Annotated in this window: 20 protein-coding genes and 1 pseudogene; 18 read left to right on the plus strand and 3 right to left on the minus strand. The window is 27.5% G+C overall.

The annotated features are described in order from the left end of the window. Positions 1–34: 34 nt before the first annotated feature. On the minus strand, positions 35–1,732 hold the full coding sequence (locus GOQ20_RS03150) for an endonuclease (protein WP_167845367.1): 1,698 nt from the start codon (positions 1,730–1,732) through the stop codon (positions 35–37). 278 nt (positions 1,733–2,010) lie between these two features. Beyond that, the gene (locus tag GOQ20_RS03155) at positions 2,011–2,214 is read right to left on the minus strand and encodes a hypothetical protein (RefSeq protein ID WP_167845368.1); all 204 of its coding nucleotides are present in this window, start codon (positions 2,212–2,214) and stop codon (positions 2,011–2,013) included. A gap of 293 nt (positions 2,215–2,507) precedes the next feature. Between GOQ20_RS03155 and GOQ20_RS03160 the strand changes: the two genes are divergently transcribed. Continuing rightward, the gene (locus GOQ20_RS03160; RefSeq protein WP_167845369.1) at positions 2,508–4,673 is read left to right on the plus strand and encodes a DNA methyltransferase; all 2,166 of its coding nucleotides are present in this window, start codon (positions 2,508–2,510) and stop codon (positions 4,671–4,673) included. Between the two features lie 2 nt (positions 4,674–4,675). Then, positions 4,676–7,324: a DEAD/DEAH box helicase family protein gene (locus tag GOQ20_RS03165; RefSeq protein ID WP_233091211.1), complete on the plus strand. Its 2,649-nt coding sequence runs from the start codon at positions 4,676–4,678 to the stop codon at positions 7,322–7,324. Between the two features lie 66 nt (positions 7,325–7,390). Here the strand turns inward: GOQ20_RS03165 and GOQ20_RS03170 are convergent, their stop codons facing one another. After that, positions 7,391–8,263 (minus strand): MurR/RpiR family transcriptional regulator, encoded by an 873-nt coding sequence (locus GOQ20_RS03170; protein ID WP_167845370.1) that lies wholly within the window; start codon positions 8,261–8,263, stop codon positions 7,391–7,393. 422 nt (positions 8,264–8,685) lie between these two features. On the opposite strand from GOQ20_RS03170, the gene GOQ20_RS03175 reads away from it, so the two are divergent. From GOQ20_RS03175 to era, 16 genes and pseudogenes are all read left to right on the plus strand, one after another. Beyond that, positions 8,686–10,344: an IS1634 family transposase gene (locus GOQ20_RS03175; RefSeq protein ID WP_167845019.1), complete on the plus strand. Its 1,659-nt coding sequence runs from the start codon at positions 8,686–8,688 to the stop codon at positions 10,342–10,344. 76 nt (positions 10,345–10,420) lie between these two features. Next, positions 10,421–11,476, plus strand: a complete 1,056-nt coding sequence (locus GOQ20_RS03180; protein WP_167845608.1) for a phospho-furanose lactonase — start codon at positions 10,421–10,423, stop codon at positions 11,474–11,476. A 47-nt stretch (positions 11,477–11,523) separates the two neighbouring features. Next, a complete protein-coding gene (locus tag GOQ20_RS03185; RefSeq protein ID WP_233091212.1) occupies positions 11,524–13,266 on the plus strand; it encodes a PTS ascorbate transporter subunit IIC in 1,743 nt (580 codons plus the stop codon). Between the two features lie 84 nt (positions 13,267–13,350). Further along, the gene (locus GOQ20_RS03190) at positions 13,351–13,632 is read left to right on the plus strand and encodes a PTS sugar transporter subunit IIB (RefSeq protein WP_129620633.1); all 282 of its coding nucleotides are present in this window, start codon (positions 13,351–13,353) and stop codon (positions 13,630–13,632) included. Then, complete coding sequence (locus tag GOQ20_RS03195; RefSeq protein ID WP_318028577.1) at positions 13,632–14,114, plus strand: PTS sugar transporter subunit IIA; 483 nt, start codon at positions 13,632–13,634, stop codon at positions 14,112–14,114. Before GOQ20_RS03190 ends, GOQ20_RS03195 begins: the two co-directional genes overlap by 1 nt. Positions 14,115–14,126: 12 nt before the next feature. Further along, complete coding sequence (locus tag GOQ20_RS03200) at positions 14,127–14,783, plus strand: 3-keto-L-gulonate-6-phosphate decarboxylase UlaD (RefSeq protein ID WP_167845371.1); 657 nt, start codon at positions 14,127–14,129, stop codon at positions 14,781–14,783. Next, complete coding sequence (locus tag GOQ20_RS03205) at positions 14,758–15,651, plus strand: L-ribulose-5-phosphate 3-epimerase (protein WP_167845372.1); 894 nt, start codon at positions 14,758–14,760, stop codon at positions 15,649–15,651. Before GOQ20_RS03200 ends, GOQ20_RS03205 begins: the two co-directional genes overlap by 26 nt. Before the next feature lie 36 nt (positions 15,652–15,687). Continuing rightward, positions 15,688–16,392 (plus strand): L-ribulose-5-phosphate 4-epimerase AraD, encoded by a 705-nt coding sequence (gene araD, locus GOQ20_RS03210; protein WP_167845611.1) that lies wholly within the window; start codon positions 15,688–15,690, stop codon positions 16,390–16,392. Then, complete coding sequence (locus GOQ20_RS03215; protein ID WP_167845373.1) at positions 16,373–17,221, plus strand: HAD family hydrolase; 849 nt, start codon at positions 16,373–16,375, stop codon at positions 17,219–17,221. Before araD ends, GOQ20_RS03215 begins: the two co-directional genes overlap by 20 nt. Then, positions 17,205–17,684, plus strand: a complete 480-nt coding sequence (locus tag GOQ20_RS03220) for a hypothetical protein (protein ID WP_167845374.1) — start codon at positions 17,205–17,207, stop codon at positions 17,682–17,684. The genes GOQ20_RS03215 and GOQ20_RS03220 overlap by 17 nt, the downstream gene beginning before the upstream one ends. A gap of 100 nt (positions 17,685–17,784) precedes the next feature. Then, positions 17,785–19,401: a cysteine peptidase family C39 domain-containing protein gene (locus tag GOQ20_RS03225; protein ID WP_167845375.1), complete on the plus strand. Its 1,617-nt coding sequence runs from the start codon at positions 17,785–17,787 to the stop codon at positions 19,399–19,401. After that, positions 19,293–19,826, plus strand: a complete 534-nt coding sequence (locus GOQ20_RS03230; protein WP_167845376.1) for an ATP-binding cassette domain-containing protein — start codon at positions 19,293–19,295, stop codon at positions 19,824–19,826. The genes GOQ20_RS03225 and GOQ20_RS03230 overlap by 109 nt, the downstream gene beginning before the upstream one ends. Then, positions 19,813–20,184, plus strand: coding sequence for an MAG1140 family protein (locus GOQ20_RS03235; protein ID WP_167845377.1), 372 nt, complete (start codon positions 19,813–19,815; stop codon positions 20,182–20,184). Before GOQ20_RS03230 ends, GOQ20_RS03235 begins: the two co-directional genes overlap by 14 nt. Positions 20,185–20,356: 172 nt before the next feature. Continuing rightward, positions 20,357–20,752, plus strand: a pseudogene (gene ybeY, locus GOQ20_RS04865) (rRNA maturation RNase YbeY); the annotation flags it as partial. A 6-nt stretch (positions 20,753–20,758) separates the two neighbouring features. Beyond that, positions 20,759–21,151, plus strand: coding sequence for a cytidine deaminase (gene cdd / locus GOQ20_RS04870; RefSeq protein WP_167845612.1), 393 nt, complete (start codon positions 20,759–20,761; stop codon positions 21,149–21,151). Beyond that, positions 21,151–22,032, plus strand: a complete 882-nt coding sequence (gene era, locus GOQ20_RS03250; protein WP_167845378.1) for a GTPase Era — start codon at positions 21,151–21,153, stop codon at positions 22,030–22,032. The genes cdd and era overlap by 1 nt, the downstream gene beginning before the upstream one ends.

Here is a 22,032-nt window from a genome sequence, read left to right on the forward strand (position 1 = left end):
ACACCCTTTTGCATTTGGGTGTTTTAATTTACTCTTAATTACTATTTTCTTTAATTCCTACTAAAACGCCTAAATTATGGAATGGTTTAGGGTTTTCTCCAAAGAGATTTTCTACTAAATTAGGGTAATCTGTGAAAGGGTTTCTTCTTCCATTTGTTACTGCTGCAGTTGCATTATTTCTATCAATATCAAATTGATCTACTGGATCTTCACTATTTCATTTTGAATACACATTTAAATAATGATTATTCATAAAAGGGAATGAAGTTATAAATATTTTATTTGCGTCACTATAAAAAATTGAATCTTGATTATATGTTTGTATAAAGTAAAAATAAGCACGAGCAATATCACCTTTAAAAGCATTTACTGGTTCAAAAACCTCGCTTCCAAAACTGTTATTTCCTTTTTTTGCACCATTACGGAATATTTGCGTTTCTTGTAATACGTCATCATGAGGTAAATTTTCTCTGTCGTGATTTACGGTTATATCTGTTGGTCAAACAAAGAATGGGTCAGATCTTATTGGTTCTACTTTGTTAAATCAAGATTGAGGAACGATGTGTTCTCTATTTGTCCCGTCACCTTCTTTTTTAGCTCTTTGATCGAATTTATAATCAGGATAAACATAAGGATCTATGCCATCTGGATTTTCTGAGTAAATATCTAATAAAGAACCATCTTTTTCATAATATTTATCTCTAAACGGAGAATTCGAACCATTGTAAAAACCTTCTAAATTTCCGTATCCGAATTTTGTTGATTTTGATTTTTGAAGTTTTGTTAAAGCTTGAAATAATTCTAAACCTCTTTTCCCTTCAAGTGAAGCGTAATAGTTGTTCGAACTATCGTATAGATAGTTAATGTTTGAGTTTGAAGAGTGAATTGTTGTATTTGATGTATTAGGTTGATTTAAGCTGCTACTGGGAGGGTTTGTAGCTTCTGTTGTATTAGGTGTATTGCTATTTGAACTTGATGAAGCAGAAGAACTATTTAAATCAACAGTAAAGTAATGTGTTTCTGTATCAATTGTATGATTTCCTGAATTGCTGTAAATAGCGGTTTTAAATGTAAATTTAGCAACATTGTTTTCAATTGTTACATTTAAAAATGAACTAAGTTTTGTTTTACCGCTTGAATCTGTATATGTTGGCTCTTCAGCATTAACTAATTGTTTTGAACCAATAAAAGATGATTTTACAGTTGCTATAACTGGTCAAGAACTACTTTCTTTTCAATTGATTTTTTGAGGGGCGATTAAAACTTTTTGTGCTTTTCTATCATAAACAAAATTGTTTGGTTTTTTTGTTCCTGTTGCGTTTTGATTTTCTAAAATTTTATTCTTCAACATTTCTTTATCTAATGAAGAATTAAAGTCAAATTGACTTGTAGAATCAATTAAATTGTTTGTTGTTGCGGATCCGCTTCCATTTTCAGGAGTAGTTGGTGTAGATGTATCAGCTGAAGCGCTTGTTCCGCTGCCGTTTTCATGGTTAGTTGGGTTTTCAGGAGTAGGATTTTCTGGATTTGTTGTTCCACCTGTGCTTGGATTAGTTGGTGCAGGTGTTTCGTTTGAACTACCATTGTTTGATGAAGCTGGATTAGTTGATGTAGCTGTTTCAGGTTTTGTTGTTTCACCAGTTGTATTTTTCGGTGTAGTTTCTTTTTCAGTTTTTGGTTCATTACATGAAGTAAGAATGAAAGGTGTAAACACCATTGAAGTTGGTGCCATAGTTAATAATAATTTAAACTTTTTCATAATAAATAGACCTCTTTTTATACTAGTTATACATTTAAATTTTACTATTTTTAGGAAGAAAAAATTAAAATATGAAAAATTACCTTATTTTTATTACAAAATAAAGTTTTCTCAATTAAATTTATGCTTAAAATTGCATTTTCCTTAATCTATCTATTACTTACACTAGCAAAATTAAAAAGGTCATTTTAGAAAAAACATTAAAACAGGAAAAACCACATTTTGAAAGAAAATACTCTTTAATAAAAGTTTTACTTCTTGTGAATTTTGTTTGATATGTTTTCTTTTCGGATTTCTAATCGTTGATCAATCACTTTTATTGAATTATGAAGTTTGTTTTCAAAGTTTGAATCTTCTAAAATCAGCGCTTGAAAAAGTAAATCAGTAATTAAAAGTTGTGATAATTTTGATGAAAGTGGAACATCAATGTAAGAAGAGTGTATTTTATTATACACTATTTTGATTATTAAATTGATTATATTAATTATTGTTTATCACAAAATATTGAATTAATTTTTTATATCTTTATGCTTAGTTTTTACAATTTATTCTTGCATAAAAACAATCTATATTTAATATTGACGAAATCTTAAAAAGTTCTAAAAAACACATTAAACTCTTTGCGAGAGATGTCATTTAAACTTTCTACTTCTTTTTTTTTTTTTTTTTGTTTATGCTTATATTAGTTGACTTTAAAAATAAATTAAATACAAGCAAATTACATCTAACAGCAAAAGCAAGGAGAAAAATGCTAAAAAAAGTAGAATCATTGTTAAGGACAGTTGATAAATATTTGTCAAACGATGACAAAATATTAAAAACCAAAGTTTATGAAGATACTGAAAAAATGGACAAAGATTTAATAGAACTTTTATTATCTGATAAAGAAATAAAAGAATCTTTTTTTACACAAGTTGGCGATACATTGGTTTTTGATAAACAAGAATTTTGATGATTCTTAGATTCAAAAGAATTTCTTCCTGATAGTTATACAAGTTATAAAAACAAAATAGGATTAACTGATATTAATCATAATTATCTTTCAAGATCACAAGATGTTGTTTTATCATTCCCTTATAAAGATTGTTTTTTAGAAGGTGGACAAAGTAAGGATGATCAAAAAAGAGAAGAAAAAATGTATCATGAAATTATTGCTAAAAATGAAATTAGAAGAATGTTATCTCCAAAAGTTCTAACAAAAGCAAAAAGGTATTCTAAAAACGGTGTTGAAGAAAATATTACATTTAATGAAAATGATAATTTAATTATGAAAGGTAATAATCTAATTGCATTATCAACTTTATTAAAAAGATACAAAGGAGAAGTGAAGTGTATTTATATTGACCCTCCATATAATACAGGAAACGATACTTTTAAATACAATGATAAATTCAATCATTCTACTTGACTTGTGTTCATGAAAAACAGACTTGAATTAGCTAAAGAACTATTAAGTGACAATGGTTTAATTTTTGTTCAATGTGATGACAATGAACAAGCATATTTAAAAGTTCTTATGGATGATATTTTTGGTAAAGAATGTTTTTATGGAAACTTAATTCAATTAAAAGGTAATACACAAAACGATTCTAAAAAAATCCAAAAAAATCACGAATACATTTTATGCTATTCAAAAGGAAATTTAGATCTTTTAGCAACATATAAAAATAGTGTCAAAAAAGAGGTTTTTGAAGGTAAATATTATTTAGGAAGAGATACGGGAGCATCATCAGGCGAAGATAAATTAATTGAACGAACTAATCTTGGTTACACTATTTATTATTATGAAGGTACAGGTAATGGCGTCACCGGAAATAGTAACAAATTAATTGATAGAACTAATCTTGGTTACACTATTTATTATCAAGAAAAACAGAATCAAGAACTTTTTGAAAACAAAAGTTTAATTGATAAAAATAATGTCGGTTACAATGAATACAAAGTTTTTGTAAAAGGAGACAAAATTATTCACGCCATAGCAATTAGTGACTACGATCCGAAGAAAATTAGAGAAAACTCTACTGAAGAAGATGTTTATGAAAATGATGAATATTTAATTAGTCTAGGTTATGTGCCAATAAGACCTCCAAAAAGAGATGGTAATAAATTAGGACGTTGAACATGAAAAATAGAGAAATTTAAAGAGCATTGAAACAAAGATGAAATTTTAATAAAAAACTATAAAAATGTAATTAAAAAAGAATTTGTAGATGTTAATGATGTTCAGGATATAAATGGAAAAATGTATTATGTTCAAGAAAATGTTTTACCAATTCAAAGTGTTGTAAAAATCGGTAATAGCCAAGGAACATCCCATTTAAAAGATTTATTTGGGGAAAAAGTGTTTTCAAACCCAAAAAGTGAAGATTTACTTCAATTTATAATTGAGAGCGCAACTTCTGAAGGTGATATTGTTCTTGATTTTCATTTAGGTTCAGGTACAACAGCTGCTGTAGCTCACAAAATGGGTCGTAGATATATCGGTGTAGAACAAATGGATTACATAGAAAACATTACTGTTGAGCGTCTTAAAAAAGTAATCGAAGGTGAAAAAGGTGGTGTTTCAAAAATTGTTAATTGAGAAGGTGGCGGTTCTTTTGTTTATTGCGAATTAAAAGAAGATTCTAATAATTTAATTAAAGAAATAGATTCATCAACAACGGATAATATTGAAAAAATAAAAGAAAAAGTTTATAACGACAAAAGAATAATTCCTTATTTGACAAAACAAGAATTACAAATGGCTGATGAAAATTTTTCTGAACTTGAATTATCTGATAAAAAGAAAGCACTAAAATTATTGGTTGATAAAAATAAACTATATGTAAATTATGCAGATATTAACGATCAAGATAATAACCTAACTGAAGAAGAAATTAATTTTACAATTTCCTTTTATAAAGGAGAAAATTAAAAATGGGTTTTTTATTTGAATCAATAAATGTACACAAAAAATATTTAAATAAAAAAATAGAAATACCATCAATTATTTTTCAAGGTCTCTCTAAAAAAATACAATTAAGAGATTACCAAAAAGAAGCGATCGAGAATTTCGTTATTCATTTTGAAAGTGAAAATTCTGAAGATAATAAAACAAAAAATATTCACACTCTTTTTCACATGGCCACTGGAAGCGGTAAAACTGTTATAATGGCAAGTCTTATTTTGTTCCTTTATGAAAAAGGTTATCGAAATTTCTTATTTTTTGTTAACCAAACAAATGTTATTGAAAAAACAAAAGACAATTTTTTAAATAATTTATCAAATAAATATCTCTTTAACGACGAAATTAATTATTTAGGGAAAAAGATAAAAATTAAAGAAGTTCAGAACTTTCAAGAAATACAAGAAAATAATTTAATTGATGATGATATAAATATTTGTTTTACAACTACTCAAAAATTACATTTAGATCTATTTATAACAAGAGAAAATTCTCTTACTTATGATGATTTTGAAAATAAAAAAATAGTTTTTATTTCAGATGAAAGTCATCACATAAATTCTTCAACTAAAAAGACAGGAAAAGAAAAAGAACTGGAAAATAGTTGAGAGACTTCAATAATGAATGCTCTTGAAAAAAATAAAGACTCAATTATGCTGGAATTTACAGCAACTTGTGACATTAATGACAAAAATGTAAAAGAAAAATACATAGATAAAATTGTTTTTGATTATCCTTTAAAGTATTTTAGAGAAAGTGGTTACACAAAAGATTTTGAAAATTTTGCTACAAACTCAACACTTTGAGATAGAACTCTTATAGCTCTTGTTTTAAGTGAATATAGAAAATTTCTTTTTTCTGATTTAAAGATTAATCAAAAACCAGTAATTCTATTAAAATCTCAGAAAATCCAAGAATCAGAAAAATTTTATGAAGAATTTAATACAAAAATAGGCAAATTAAAAGCAGAGGAATTAGAAAAGTTATATTCTTCTGATATAGAAATATTAAAAAAAGCGCTTGATTATTTTAAAAATAAAAAAGGTTCTTTAAATCTTTTAAAAGATTCGTTAATTAATAGTTTTAAAAAAGAAAACTTAGTAATTATGAACCAAAAAACAGATAACACTAAAGAAAAACAACTTTTAGTTAACTCTTTAGAAGATAGTTCTAATCATATAAGAGCTGTTTTTACAGTTGATATGCTAAATGAAGGGTGAGATGTTTTAAATTTATACGATATTGTTAGGTTATATGACACAAGACAAGGAAATAATAAGTCAGGAAAAGTTGGGGCTTACACCATTAAAGAAGCACAGTTAATTGGTAGAGGAGCTAGATATTGTCCTTTTGTTATTAATGATGAACAAGAAAAATTTAAAAGAAAATACGACAATGATATTAATAATGAATATAGAATTTTAGAAACTATGTATTTTCATAGTAAAAATGATTCTAAATATATTTATGAACTTAAAAAAGCTTTAGTTTACACCGGTATGGAAAATGAAACATCAAAAATATTAACTTATAAAGTTAAAAATAGCTTTAAAGAAACAGATTTTTTTAAGAACGGAATAGTTTTTTCTAATCGTAGAGTAATTAAAGATAGAAAAACTATTAAAAGCATAGATGATGACATTAAAAACAAAGTTTTTACTTATGAAATTAAAGATGTTAGAGGAAAGGTGTTTAGTTTATTAAAAGACGAATTTGATCAAAACTTTAATTATCAAAAAGAGAAGAATGTATTCGAGATTAAATTAAAAGACTTAGACTATAACATAGTTTTAGGTGCTAGTGAATGTTTTGATAAACTAAAATTTAGTTTTTTAAAAGAAAGATTTCCAATTTTAAAAACACTTAGAGAATTTCTTACAGATGAAATGTTTTTAGGAAATGTAACTATTAAATTTATTTATTCAGAAGGGAAAAGAATTTCTGGTAATGATATTTTTAGTTCTTTAAAAATTGTTTTTAGCGAAGTGGAGCGTTATATTAGTTCTATAAAAGATGAATATTTTGGCACAAATGTATTTACTGCTAAAAATATAAGAGATGTTATAAAAGATAAAAAAATTAAGGTGACCAAAATCATTGAAAATGGTTATGGAGATGCTCAATCTAACTCTCTTAATGATGAAATCGCAATGAATTTAGAAGATAAAAAATGATATGTTTATAATGAAAACTATGGCACTTCAGAAGAAAAAGCTTTTGTTAAGTATTTTAGTGAACATATCCAAAAAGACTTGAACGAAAAAGAATGTGAATTTTATCTAGTTAAAAATGAGAGAAATTCAGAATTAGCTATATATTCATTTGAAGATGGTTCAAGATTTGAACCAGATTTCTTCTTATTTATTAGGAAGAAAAAAGCAAAAGAAAATGTTTTTTCTAATATTCAAACATACATAGAGCCCAAAGGTCAACATCTAATTGAACATGATTTATGAAAAGAAAAATTTTTATTAGAAATAAACGAAAAAGCTGAGTTAAATCTACATAAACAAGAAAGTGATTACGGGATAATAGGAGTACCTTTCTTTAATAATGAACTTAAAAATGTAAAAGACAAATTTAAAGCTGTTTTTGATTCATTTATTATAGAAAAGCTTTAAATTATGAAATTAAAAAAACCTCAAGAAAAGGAGGTTTTTTTAATTTCTTGAATTTTTATAAAAGTTTTACTTTTTGTGAATTTTATTTGATATGTTTTCTTTTCCAATTTCTAATCATCGATTAATCACTTTTCTTGAATTATGAAGTTTGTTTTCAAGGTTTGAATCTTCTAAAATCAGCGCTTGAAAAAGTAAATCAGTAATTAAAAGTTGTGATAATTTTGATGAAAGTGGAACATCAATGTAAGAAGAGTGAATTTTATTATACACTATTTTTACATCAAAAAACTGATCATATTCATTATCTTCATTTGAGGTGATAACAATTATTTTCACTTTGTTTTCCTTGGCGATTTGAATTGAAAAAATTTGCTCTGGAGTATTTAAATTATTTGAGAAAAGAATTAAAACATCGTTAGCATTACAATTTGAAATTGATGGGAAAAAGACGTGAAAATCGGAATTACTAATTGGAGTTTTTCCGATTTTTAAAATATTAGCATACAAATTATCACTAATTCTTTTGCTACTTCCGCTTCCTTGAATAAGGATTTTATTACTTTGATTAATGATTTTGGCTGCTTCTTTGATTTTTTCTAAGACAACTTCATTATAAAGGCTATCAATTGCAAAGCGATGTGAAGAAATTATGGTAGAAAATGAGTCATTATTATTAATTGTGTAGTTTTTTTCAAATTTCTGGATTATTAAATTCACTTGAACTTTAAACTCTTGATAGTTTTTAAAGTTATATTTTTTAACAAACCGCGAAACCCCTGATACTGATGTACCAGAAAACTCAGCTAAATCATTAATAGTTAAATCAAACACAGGTTCTTGGAATTTATTGATAAATTCAATGATGTTATGATCTGTTTTTGATAATCCAGAAATTGAATTAATAATAGGTCTAGAGACTTCTTTTTTTATTTTATTCATAATTACTTAAAATTTTAATCATTTTTAGCTCTTTTTAATAGTTTTTAGCTAAATGTGGAAAAAATATGGAAATAAAATGAATTTTTTATTCACGCAATGGAAATAATTTCCATTTATAAAACTAATATATAGATAAATAAGGTCTTAGAATTGTTTTATACCATTAAAGTGAAAATTATTTTCAAGTTTATCAAAAAATAAGCTCCAAAAAGGAATGTAATATTAATGTAGATGGAAATCCGCTACAAATACTTTTTTATTCTATTTTTAAGGAGCAATATGGAAAAATTCCTAACTTTGACACTTTGGTCTTTTTTAAGACTTTTTGAATTTCTTAATATATTACATATATTAAGAAATTTTTTATTTTTTTATTTCATATATAGTAAATATATGGTATAATATGGTAAAAAGGACAAATTATGGCATCAGTACAAATCATCAAAAAGAATAAAACACAATATGTAAGAATCGTAGAATCATATTGAGATAAAGAAACTAAAAAACCAAAAATTAGAGAAGTAAAATTTTTAGGTAAATTAGAAGATCTTACAAAAGATAATCCAAACTTCATTGAAGAATTAAAAGAATCTGTTAGTTCAAAGAAAAATCAAAAACAAAAAGATAGAAACGAACAAATTTTACAAATCATGAATTCTTTAAAATTGGACAAATTTAAAGGAACAGAAATTAAAGGATATGGAAATTTAGTTTACGAAGAAATCATAAATTATCTAGAATTACCAAATTTCTTAAATGACTTACAAAAGAAAAATAGTAGGTCAAAATATGACCTAGCATCAATTACAAAAATGCTAATTTTAACAAGAATTTTAGAACCATCTTCTAAAAGAAGTTCAGTTGAAAAAATTAAAAAATATTGATACAAATTTGATGATAGTTTGAAAGACATTTATAGATCACTTGAGTTTTTACAGGATAAAAAAGCGGATATTTTAAAACATTTAAATGAACAATTTGTAGACAAAATTAACAGAAATTTAACATTCTGTTTCTATGACGTTACAACTGTTTATTTTGAAAGTTTTATACCTGATGAACTTAGAAAATTTGGTTTTTCAAAAGACAATAAAGTTAACCAAACTCAAGTTGTTTTAGGTCTTTTAATCGACGATATGGGAATACCGATTTATTATGATTTATTCCCTGGAAACACATCTGATTTCTTGACTTTAAAACCTGTTTTAGAGAATATAAAAAGAGACTTAGGTATAGATAAAATTACTATTGTTGCAGATAGAGGTTTAAACTCAAAAAGTAACTTATTAGCCATAAAACAAGCAGGATACGATTACATAATGGCTTACAAAATCAAAGGTAAAGAAAATAAAATTGAAGGAATTTATGATCTTGATACATATAAAATGATGTATGAAGAATTCAGTGTGAAAAAACAAGATCACAAAGAGCTTTTTAAATCTAATAATACCTTTTATGAAATTGACAATAAACTGATTTTAACTTTCTCTGGAAAGAGACAAAGAAAAGATAAAAAAGATCGTGAAAGACTTATTAAAAAAGCTGAAAAATTACTCAATTTATCAGCTATAAAATCAGAAATGAAAAGAGGTGGTAAGAAGTATTTAAAACTTTCAGCTAACGAAGTTGAGTTAGATCATCAAGCGATTTTGAAAGATGAAGCCGCAGATGGATTTTATGGAATTTTAACATCTCATGAAGATATGGATGAAATGGAAATTATTGAACAATATTCAAAACTTTGAAAAATAGAAGAAAGTTTTAGAGTGATGAAAACAAACTTTGAAGTAAGACCAATTTATCTTTCAACTGAAAAGACAATCAAAGGACATTTTTTAATTTGCTTCCTTGCACTCACGATTCAAAGATATTTAGAATTTGTTCTTGAATATTGTGGTTATCCGCTTCCTACGAATAAAATAATTGAATCAATTAAAAATCAAAAATTATCAATTATCCCAGAAATAAATACTTATATTAAATCAGAAGAATCTGAAGAGTTCAAAACTATATTAAAAGTTCTTGGACTTAAACCAATTGAAACTATTGGTAAATGTGAAGACGTAAAATTTACTATATAGGAATTGTGATATAAAAACGACGAATAGCTCTATATTGTAGGGTTATTCGTCGTTTTAAGTTTTAAAAGTGTCAAACTTAGGAAAATTTGTAAGAACAGTCCTAGGTGATATTTCACCAAAAGACTTAGGTGTGACAGATTGTCACGATCACTTCATTAAAAATGGTGGTCCTGAAGTTGAAGAACACATCGACTTTTTAATGTTAGATGTTGAAGCATCTAAAAAAGAACTTAAAGAGTTTCTTGAACGTGGAGGAAAAACTATCGTAACAATGGATCCACCAAATGTTGGTAGAGACGTACACAGAACATTAGAAATTGCTAAAGCTTTTGAAGGTAAAGCAAACATTATTATGTCTACTGGATTCCACAAAGCTAAATTCTATGACAAATGATCTTCATGATTAGCAGTTGTACCTACAGATGACATTGTTAAAATGTGTGTTGCTGAAATTGAAGAAGGTATGGATGAATACAACTACAGTGGACCAGTTGTTAAACGTTCAAAAGCCAAAGCTGGAATTATTAAAGCTGGTACAGGATATGCAGCTATTGACAGACTTGAATTAAAAGCACTTGAAGTTGCAGCTAGAACATCAATTCAAACAGGTTGTCCAATTTTAGTTCATACACAACTTGGAACAATGGCTCTTGAAGTTGCACAACACTTAATTGGTTTTGGTGCTAACCCAAGAAAAATTCAAATCTCACACCTTAACAAAAACCCAGATAAATACTACTATGAAAAAATAATTAAAGAAACAGGTGTGACATTATGTTTTGATGGACCTGACCGTGTTAAATACTACCCAGATTCAACACTTGCAGAAAACATTAAATACTTAGTGGATAAAGGTTTACAAAAACACATTACACTTAGTTTAGATGCAGGTAGAATTCTTTACCAAAGAAACTATGGGGTAACCAAAGGTAAACAAACATTTGGACTTGCATACTTATTTGATAGATTCATTCCTTTAATGAAACAAATTGGAGTTCCTGAAGATGCTATCGAAGATATGCTTGTAAATAACCCTAGAGAAATTCTTGCTTTCGATGAACCTAGAGTTTATGACGAAAGTAAAGTTCCAGCGGAATTAAAAGAACTTAAAAAAGAATTGAAATTATCTTAATTAATAATACGTGCAAATTGCCTTAGCAACTTGCGAAAGAGGAAAATATGTCTAAAATGACTGATGGTACAAAAAAGACTATTAAAACTCTTGCTATTTTATTTGCTGTAATTGCTGTATTTGTTGTTGGGATGCTTATCACAATGACAATTGCGCACTTTAGTTTAAAAGATGGTACAGGCTTTAATGGTGCCGGAGTTGTATTTTATTTAAAAAGAGTTATCATTGACAACTTCTTAGGTGTTAATGCGTTCTTAATTGGTTCAATTGTATTTATTGGATATCTTGTTTTAGGTCGTGGAATTAGAGATGCTATTTTAGGTTTCATTAAATCCGCTATCGGTATCTTAGTATTATCAATTGGATCAGGAATCCTTGTAGGGATGTCAAAAGAAATTTTCGTTCAAATTTCTAAATTAGGTGCTGGTGTTACATCACTTGATCCTTACACAGGATGAACATCTGCTGAAAACTTCTTAAAAGCCTTAAATGGTCAAAACATTTCAGCATTTATCTCTTATGCTCTTCTTATTGGATTTGCTATTAACTTAGTTTTAGTAGTATTCCGTCGTTGAACAAACGTGCACTCAATTATGTTGACAGGACATGTTATGTTCCAACAATCAGCTATGGTTGTAGCTGGAATAACAGTTTCTCTTTTCTTAAGTAACACCGCATTAAGTTACGGTGCACAAACTGGAATTATTCTTATTTCAGGATTAATTTTAGGTCTTTACTGAGGAATTGGGTCAACAGCTACTATTAAAGGGTCTGATGCTGTAACACAAGGTGCTGGATTCTGTGTTGGTCACCAACAAATGTTAGGTCTTTCACTTGCTTACAAAATTGGAAGATTCTTTGGTAAAAAAGAACAATCAGCTGAAAATATGGTTCTTCCTAAAAAATTAAAAGTGTTTGAAGATAATATTTTTACTCAATCACTTATTATGTTAATTCTTTTCACAATTTTAATTGCTATTATTGCGGCTAAAAACCCAATCGGATCAGTATTTGATGGTCAATCATACAAATGAACAAAAGTATTATTACCTAACTGAGCAGTAGATGGAAATGTGTTCTTTATCTTTAACATCTTATTAGGAGCTCTTAAACTTGTAGGAAGTATTCTTGTTATCCAAACAGGAGTTAGAATGTTCGTAAGTGAATTACAACAATCATTCCAAGGTATTACAGAAAAAGTTGCTCCAGGTGCTGTGGTTGCAGTTGATGTTGCTGCTACATATGGATTTTCTTCAAACTCAGTAACATATGGGTTTGTTAGCGGAACAATCGCTCAATTTATTGCAACAGGTCTTTTAATCGGTCTTTCACAAATTAATTTTGGACCACACTTTAAATTAGATATCACAATCCCATTATTTATTACATTATTCTTCAACTCTGGATCAATCGGGGTATTCGCTAATGCTTCTGGTGGATTCAAAGCTGCTTTAATTGTTCCTGCAATCTTTGGGTTTGGTGAAATCTTATTATCATCACTTGGTCTTAGCTTACTTAAAATGCATGAAGCATTTGTGCAAAATGCTCCTAAAGTTAGTGATGCAGCACACGTATTTGGAACAGGATACTTAGGAATGTTCGACTGAAACGTATTCTTTGCTCCAATGATCGGATTTGGAAGCTTACACCCAGTTGTAGGTGGAATTGTATTTACTGGTGCTATTGGATCACTTGTTGCATTCTCACAAATTGTTGATTCAGGAAGACAATCAGAACCTACATTCTTACAAAAAATGTTTAAATTAAACATTCAAACATACAACCACTAATTAGATAAACTAATTTATTTAATTAGTAAATTCAAAACAAAAACAAAAATTAGTAACAAAATTAAATTTTCAAAGGAAGTACTTATGAAAGTATTATGTTTATGTGGAAGCGGAATGGGGACTTCAATGATCATTAAAATGAAAGTTAGTCAAGCACTTAAAGAACTTGGGATTAACGGATCAGTTGAAGCTCTTGGGCTTGGACAAGGAAAAAGTGTGGCAAATAACTATGATGTTATTTTATGTACACAAAACTTTGTTTCAGAAGTTAATACAAAGGCTCAAGTTTATGGTCTTAAAAATATTATGAATCTAGATGAAATTAAAGCAGCTCTTAATGATGCAAAAGAAAAAGGTATTAATTAATGGAAAGATTAAATCTTTTAGAAAGTTTGCTTGCTCATAATTCAATTGAAATTCAACAGGAAGCTTCTTCATGAAAAGAAGCAATCAAATTAGCTTGCAAGCCACTTGAAAAAGCTGGAGTTATTACTGAAAAATACTATCAAGAAATATTAGATTCAACAGAAAAATATGGTCCTTACTACATAATTGCCAAAAACTTTGCAATGCCTCATGCTAGCGATACAGAACATGCTGTTTTATCAAATGGGTTCTCACTTGTAACATTAAAAGAACCAGTTAAATTTGATGATGGTCAAGAAGTAAAAATTTTAATGTGTCTTGCAGCAAAAGATGGAGAAGTGCATACACAAGTAGCAATTCCACAAATTGTAGCTGTTTTTGAAGATGAAACAAACATTGACAAAATAGCTTCTTCAAAAACTAAAGAAGAAGTTGTCGAAATAATCAAATCTGTTGATTATACAAAATATGTTATTCAATAAAAAGGAGCAAAAATGGGAAAACCACTTTTACAAATCGCTTTAGACAACTTAACTATTGAAGATGCTATTAACTCAGCTAAAAAAGTTGAAAAATACATTGATGTAATTGAAGTTGGAACAATTTTAATTGCATCAGAAGGTAAAAAAGCTGTCAAAGCTCTTAAAGAAGCCTTTCCAGATAAAATCATTGTTGCAGATGGAAAAATTGCTGATGCAGGAAAAGTTTTTGGAAAAATGTTCTTTGAAAATGGAGCAGATTATACAACATGTATTTGTGCAGCTGAGCTTCCTACTATTGTAGAAACAATGAAAGTTGCCAAAGAATACAAAGATACAAATGAAGTTCAAATTGAAATGACTTCTAACTTTACTTGAGAACAAGCAAAAGCTTGACAAGAAGCTAATGTTCCACAAGTTGTATGACACAGAAGTAGAGATTCACAAGCTTCAGGTGTTAAATGAGGTGAAAAAGATATTAATGCAGTTGATCGCCTTTCAAAAATGGGATTCAAAGTTACTGTCACAGGTGGTGTAGCTTTAGAAGATATTAAATTATTTAAAGATATTCCAATTTACATTTTCATTGCTGGTCGTAGCTTAAGAGATGCAGAAAATCCAGAACTTGCAGCTAAAGCATTTAAAGATGAATTTGACAAATATTGAAGTTAATATGAAAAAGAATAGACTTATCGGAATATATGAAAAAGCAATTAACAATAAATTTTCACTTGAAGAGAAAATTTTAATTGCTAAAGCATCTGGTTATGATTTTATGGAATTTTCAGTTGATGAATCAGAACAGAGATTACAAAGATTATCTTGAAGTGATGCAAAAATTCAACAAGTACAAATGCTTTTAGTTAAACATCAATTTAACTTTAATTCTATGACTCTTTCAGGTCATCGTAAATATCCTTTTGGCTCAAAAGATCCAAAAATTAGAAGAAAAGCTCTTTGAATTATGGAAAAAGCTATTATTTTAGCTAAAAAACTTGGTATTAGGACCGTTCAATTAGCTGGGTATGATGTATATTATGAAAATTCTGATGAAGAAACTAAAAAATACTTCTATCAAGGAATGCAAAAAGCACTGCAAATAGCTGCTAAACATTCAGTTATGCTTGCTTTTGAAATTATGGATACTCGCTTTATGGGAACTATTTCAAGAGCTTTAACTTGAGTTAATAAACTTGATAGTATTTACATTGGAATTTACCCAGATTTAGGAAATGTATATCAATGAGCTCACAAAGAAGATTTAGAAAATGAACTTGTTATTGCTAAAAATAAACTTGTAGCTTTCCACTTTAAAGACACAGTTCCGGGTAAATTTAGAGACACTCCTTTCGGAAGTGGAACTGTTGATTTTGAATATATGCTTAAAATTCTTAAAAAACACAAATTAAATCAACCGATTATGATTGAAATGTGATCTTTAAATGATCCAAATGAAACTAAAGAAGAAGCTATTAAGTACATTTTAGATGCTAAAGAGTTTTATGAAAAATGCTGATCCAATGTAGATGGAGATAATTAATGCGTTACAAAGTACCAAAAAAAATACCAAGATGAAATTGAACTTCTTAAAAAAGAAGTATATGAAGCAAATTTAAAGCTTGTTGATTACAAATTAGTTATTCATACTTGAGGTAATGTCTCAGGAATTACTCGTGATCGCAAATTTATGGTAATTAAACCTAGTGGAGTTTCATATGATAAACTTTCTTACCATGATATGGTAATTACCGATTTAGAAAATAATATTTATGATTCAAAATATAAACCATCAGTAGATGCTCCTACTCATACACTCTTATATAAAGCAAACCCTGATATGAAGGGAATTGTTCACACCCACAGCAAACATGCAGTAGCTTTTGCGCAAGCAGGAAAAGACATTCCTTGCTTCGGAACAACTCATGCAGATAATTTTTATGGATCTGTGCCATGTGCAAGAGCGCTCACGCCAGCAGAAATTGATTCAGAATATGAACACAATACCGGTTTAGTTATTTTAGAAACATTTAAAAATAGAAACTTAGACTTTAAAGCAACTCCAGCAACACTTGTCAAAGAACATGGACCATTTGCATGAAGTTTTAAATCACCATTAGATGCTGTTAATATGGCTCTTACACTTGAAACGGTAGCTGAAATGGCTATTAACACATTAATTGTTTCAAATTTAGATTCACACCAAGCGCAAGATGCGCTTATCACAAGACACTATTTACGTAAACATGGTAAAAACGCTACATATGGACAAGAAAAGCACTAATTTAAAATTCATTTTCGATTTAGATGGCACACTTTTAACAAGTGATAAAGTTTTGACCAAAGAAACAATTAAGCAAATTAACCTTTTACAAACTCAAAATCATTTAGTTTTTATTGCTACTGGTAGACCTTATTATATGAATAAGGAAATTATAGAGCTATTAAATATCCAAACCCCAATTATTAGTGCTAACGGAGCTGCTATTTACGATCCAAAAACAGAAAAAATAATTTATAGCAACACTTTTAGTCAAAAAGATGCAGAACAAATTACCTTAATTTTAGAAAAATACCAAATCGATTTTCTGGCTTATGCACTTGATCAAATGCTTGGAGAAAATATTCACAATCCTTTATGATTTGAAAAAATGATTTATCCAAAAGTGAAAGATCCAAGCTATAAATACTCTTGAAAATACACCGAAACACAAGTTTCAAAAGAAACTCAAAATTTAAATTTTATAAAATTCTTAATTCTTGCACAGAAAATTGAGCCTTCAATTTTAGAAAAAGCACTAACGGAAATTGAAAAAGTATCTTCAAATATTTATTTTGTTAAATCTCAAAGTTCTGTCATCGATATAATGCCAAAAGGATCAAATAAATGAAATTCAGTACAAAAAGCTTTTGCATATATGAATTTAGATACAGCAAATAGCTACACTTTTGGTGATGCTTTAAATGATTTCGAAATGATTAAAAATGCCAGCTGCGGAATTGCAATGGGGAATGCAGTTGCAGAAGTTAAAAAAGTAGCTAAAATTATTATTGATACAAATGATAATGAAGGAGTTGCTAAATTTTTAGCAAAAAATGGCTATGAAGATTAAACGGGTTAAAAAAATGAAAATCAACTATATTGATGGAAGATTTTGATATTACCCATCAATATGAACCTTATCAATTCGTAAATGAGCATCAAGACCATATAAAAGCATAAATGAACTTATGACTCACACTGAAGCAATTCATGAAAGAACTTGAATTGATATAAATAAAGATCCTAACTTTAAATTCTTTAACGAATTTCAAAAAGTGTTAAATACCAAAATTTTCTTAGAAAAACCAAAAGCGGATCAAAAACAATTTAGCTTTGAAATTTTACCTAAAGTAGAACTAATTATCCCAGTAGAATCATTAAAAAGTATTGAGCAAGGAAAATTTTTTGCTTGACCATTAATTGAATTTAAAAGATTGTGCCAATCACAACTAAATGCAATTGAAACCAATCAGATAGTGCAAATTATTTATAGTTCAAAATATAATTTTGACATTCAAATAGTTACTAAATAATTTTTATTAATCAATAAAACAAAAAAGGAAAAAATTGCCTTTTTTGTTTTTTTAGTTTATTTTCGCTACTTAAATCATCGAAAATTTATATTAAAAGTGTATGAAAGCAAAACAAATTTCTTCTAATGAATGTGCACTTATCGTGCTATCGTTTTTTATCAAAAAATTCACCAAGCAAAAAATTTCAATTGAAAAACTTAAAGACGAATCTAATCTTTCTTCTAAAGGACTAAGTCTTTCTGAATTAAAAGAATTAGCAAGTAGCAATAATCTTGAAGTAAATTTCTTTAAATGCCCCGCTGGCAATTTGCAAAAACTGGAAAGTGATGAATTTCCTTTCGCAACCATTATTAGGGAAAATAATTTCAATCATATGGTAATATTACACAAAATAAGAAAAGGAAAAGTGTATTTTTATGACCCTAAAAAAGGTGATGTCAAAATGAAACTTGAAGATTTTGAAATCATTTATCAAAATGTAGTTCTTGAATTTAAACTAAATAAAGATTTCCAAAAGATAGTTGTAAAACAAAAAGTTCAAAAATCCAAAGTAAAATTAAGCTTTTTAAGCACAAAAATCAGTATTTTCTACTTTTGTGTTTTAATGATTGATTTTTTAGTTACTTTAGGAATTGCTTATGCAAATAAGATCTTTTTTGGAATTTTAATTGAAAAATCAATGCTTTATTTAGCTTTATCTCTTTTTCTGATCTTATTTTGATTCATTCTTTTTAATGCTTATTTAAAATCATTTATTACCAAGAAACTATACCAGTATAGCTTTGATCAATTTTGCCTGGCTAAAAAAGAAAGTTTTCTGAATTTATTTACTTTAAATAATAAGCGCTTTCAAAAATATGATGAATTAGAAATTTACCAAAGAATGCAAAACTATGAATTTTTCATTTTTTATGAATTGACATTTAAAAGTGATGTTTTAGCTGATTTTCTTTCTTTTGTAATTTCTGGATTTATTTTTTATCTTACTAACATTTATTTAATTTCAATAGTTGTCATTTACTGTATCTTTTCATTAATAATTTGCTTTTTTATCAAAACAAATTATGACCAAAACTATCGACAAATCATTAATAACAAATTAAAAGAAGGAAATGACTTTAATAATTTATCATTCAGTTTTAAAGTTAACAATGATCCAATTTTAAATGAAACTTTACTTAAAAAATGATTAAATCAAAACAATAATTCTTGCAAAATAGTCTCGAATTTTTACTCAAATAACATTAATTATGGCTCAATTGAAGGTTTTCTTTCCGTTATCGCACCTATTTTCATTTTACTTATTGGAGCAATTCTAACTTGACATAATAAATTATCAAAAACAGAACTTATTTTCTTTTTAACAGGTGCATCTTTATTTATTAAACCGGTAAAGAATGTTACATCTCATTTGCAAACTTATAAAAAATACAAAGATTGCCTTGAAGTTTTAAGAATTTTTGAACATAATTCAAAAGATATTGATGAGAAAAAGAAAAGCTCTTCAGCTTTTGATCAAAGAATTAACAACATCAAAATTAGCTATTTAGGATACAAATTTTCTAGCTATAAAAAGCTCAATATTGACAACCTCATAATTGATCAAAAATGCATTTTGAAGGTAATAATGGATGTGGGAAGACTACTTTATCAAAAATTTTATCTGGAGTTAATGATTTTGATGAAGGAGAAATTCTTATTAACAATCAAATTGTAAGACCTTTTGAGAATAACTTAATTAAGCAAAAAATTGCTTTAATTGATTCTAATGAGCAAAAAATGTCTATTTCTTTAGCTCAATATTTATCAATTGCTAATTTAAATCAATTTCATTCACTTTTGAAAGAAACCAAATTAGATGTTCTTTTAAGCAAAGTGGGTATTTATGATTTTGAAACAACTATGATTAATGAACTTTCAAAAGGTCAGCTTCAATTTGTGAAGTTGCTCAAATTATTTATTTTTGAATACGATGTAATTATTTTTGATGAAGCTTTTGAGAATTTATCAACAGAGATTTTTCAAATCTTTCAAAAATATTTTCAAATTCTTTTAGCTTCAAAAATGGTTATTGAAATTTCACATAATCAAAGATATATTTTCCCAAGTTCAAAAAGGATAACAATCAATGGAATCAAATAACAAAAACTATTATTTATTCTTTCTTTTCTTATTTTTTCTTTTTGGAGCTATTTTAGTTTTCTTATTTTTCATTCAAATAGATAAAAAAGAAGCTGCGATAGTTATTTTTCAAAACGATGAATTGGAGCTAAAGAATATCAATTTAGGTAAAGAGGTTCAAAGCAGCTACAATATTAATTTTGAAATAGACTCTTCATATTATCAAACCAAAATTGAGATCATCAATCAAAATGAAAATAGCATTTTAATTGAATCAGATTTTCTCAAAGAACAAATGAAACTTAATAATTGTTATCAATGTAAGGTGTTTCTGACTTTAAAAAGAGTGAATTTCTTTACTTTTCTCTTTAATTTGTAATTAAATGTGAAAAAATACCATATTTATTATGTTTTAATTAAAAAAATTTAATTTTTAGTTACTATTAATATCAAAAAATATATTTCTTAATATAATTGGAAATATGGATAAATCAAATATCGAATTAAATTTTCATTCAGAAGTAAAAAACTATATTTTTTATGAAAATGAAATGATTAAAATCATTAAGAATTTTGCAAAATATTTCAAAATCAAAAAACCTATTCACTTAGATGTAACGATTGTTTCAAAACAAAAAATTAAAAAATTAAATAATGAATATCGTGGCAAAGATTATGTCACTGATATTTTGTCTTTTGATTTTAGAGATAATGAGCTTTACGATTTATTGCCTTTTTATCATCTTGGTGAACTTGTTATTTGTTTTGACAAAGTTGTAAAACAAGCTAAAGAGTTTAATCATTCATTAAAAAGGGAATTTTGTTATCTTTTCACTCATGGTTTAGTGCATCTTCAAGGGTATGATCATGAACAAGAAGATGAGCGAGAATTGATGAACAAAATCGTGGATGATATTTTTAATCCTTTAAATATAACAAGAAACGAGGAATATATGGATATTTTAAAATTAAGAAAATTACTTGATAAATCATATGCACCATATTCTAACTTTAGAGTGGCTGCAATTGCAATTGATAATGATGGAAAAGAATACTACGGGGTAAATGTTGAAAATGCAGCATACCCATCTGGGCTTTGTGCTGAAAGAAGTGCTCTTTTTGGTTCAGTAGCATATGGTGGAGTAGTTGGAAACTTCAAAGAAATACACATTATTAGTCAAAAAGATGATTATATTAGCCCATGTGCTGGATGTAGACAAGTTATGACTGAATTCATGCCTTTAGATGCCAAAGTTTATCAATATAAAAACGATGGAAGCAGCGCTAGAATTTCAACAGTAGAAGAACTTGTTCCATTTAGCATTAGAGCAAAGGATATTAAATAATGAAGATTTGTTTTGCTTCAATTATCGGAAGACCTAACGTAGGTAAAAGCTCTCTTTTAAATGCTATTATTGGATATAATGTTGCAATTGTTACTGACGTAGCTCAAACCACAAGAGACCAAATTACAGGAATTTATACTGATGATGAATATCAAATAATTTTCACAGATACACCAGGTATTCACAAGCCTTTAAATAAACTAGGGGAACATTTAAACAAAAGTGCTTATGATACTTTTAAAGATATCGATGTACTTTTATTCTTAACACCTGCAGATCAAGAACTGGGTTCAGGTGATGAAATGATTTTAGAGAAAATTAAAGATGTAAAAAACAAAGTTGCAGTTATTTCAAAGGTAGATAAAGTCAAATCTCAACCAGAAAAAATTATTGCTAAAGTTGATCAGTTAAATAAATACAACTTTAATCACATCATTTCAACAGATGTAAATAATTCTAAATCAATTAATGATGTTATAAAGTTAATCAAATCATATGCTTATGAAGGGAAAGCGCAATATGATGAAGATTACTTAACAGACAAATCAATGCGTTTTTTAGCTAAAGAAATAATCCGTGAAGCAGCTATTAATGCATTAAGAGAAGAACTGCCACACTCAATTGCTGTTGAAGTTACTGAGTTTGTAGAAAGTGATGAACATTTTGATATCGATGGAATCATTTATGTTAAAAAAGCTTCTCAAAAAGGTATGGTAATTGGAGCAGGTGCTTCTAAAATAAAAGAAATAGGTAAAAATGCACGTATAAAAATGATGCATCAATTCGGAGTTAGCGTAACTTTAAACTTAACTGTTAAAATTGCTAAAAAATGAATTGATGATGAAAAAACTTTATCTAAATTTGGTTATGGAAGAGGTTAG

The organism is Mycoplasmopsis gallinacea (assembly GCF_012220205.1).
Taxonomy (GTDB): Bacteria; Bacillota_I; Bacilli_A; order Mycoplasmatales; family Metamycoplasmataceae; genus Mycoplasmopsis; species Mycoplasmopsis gallinacea_A.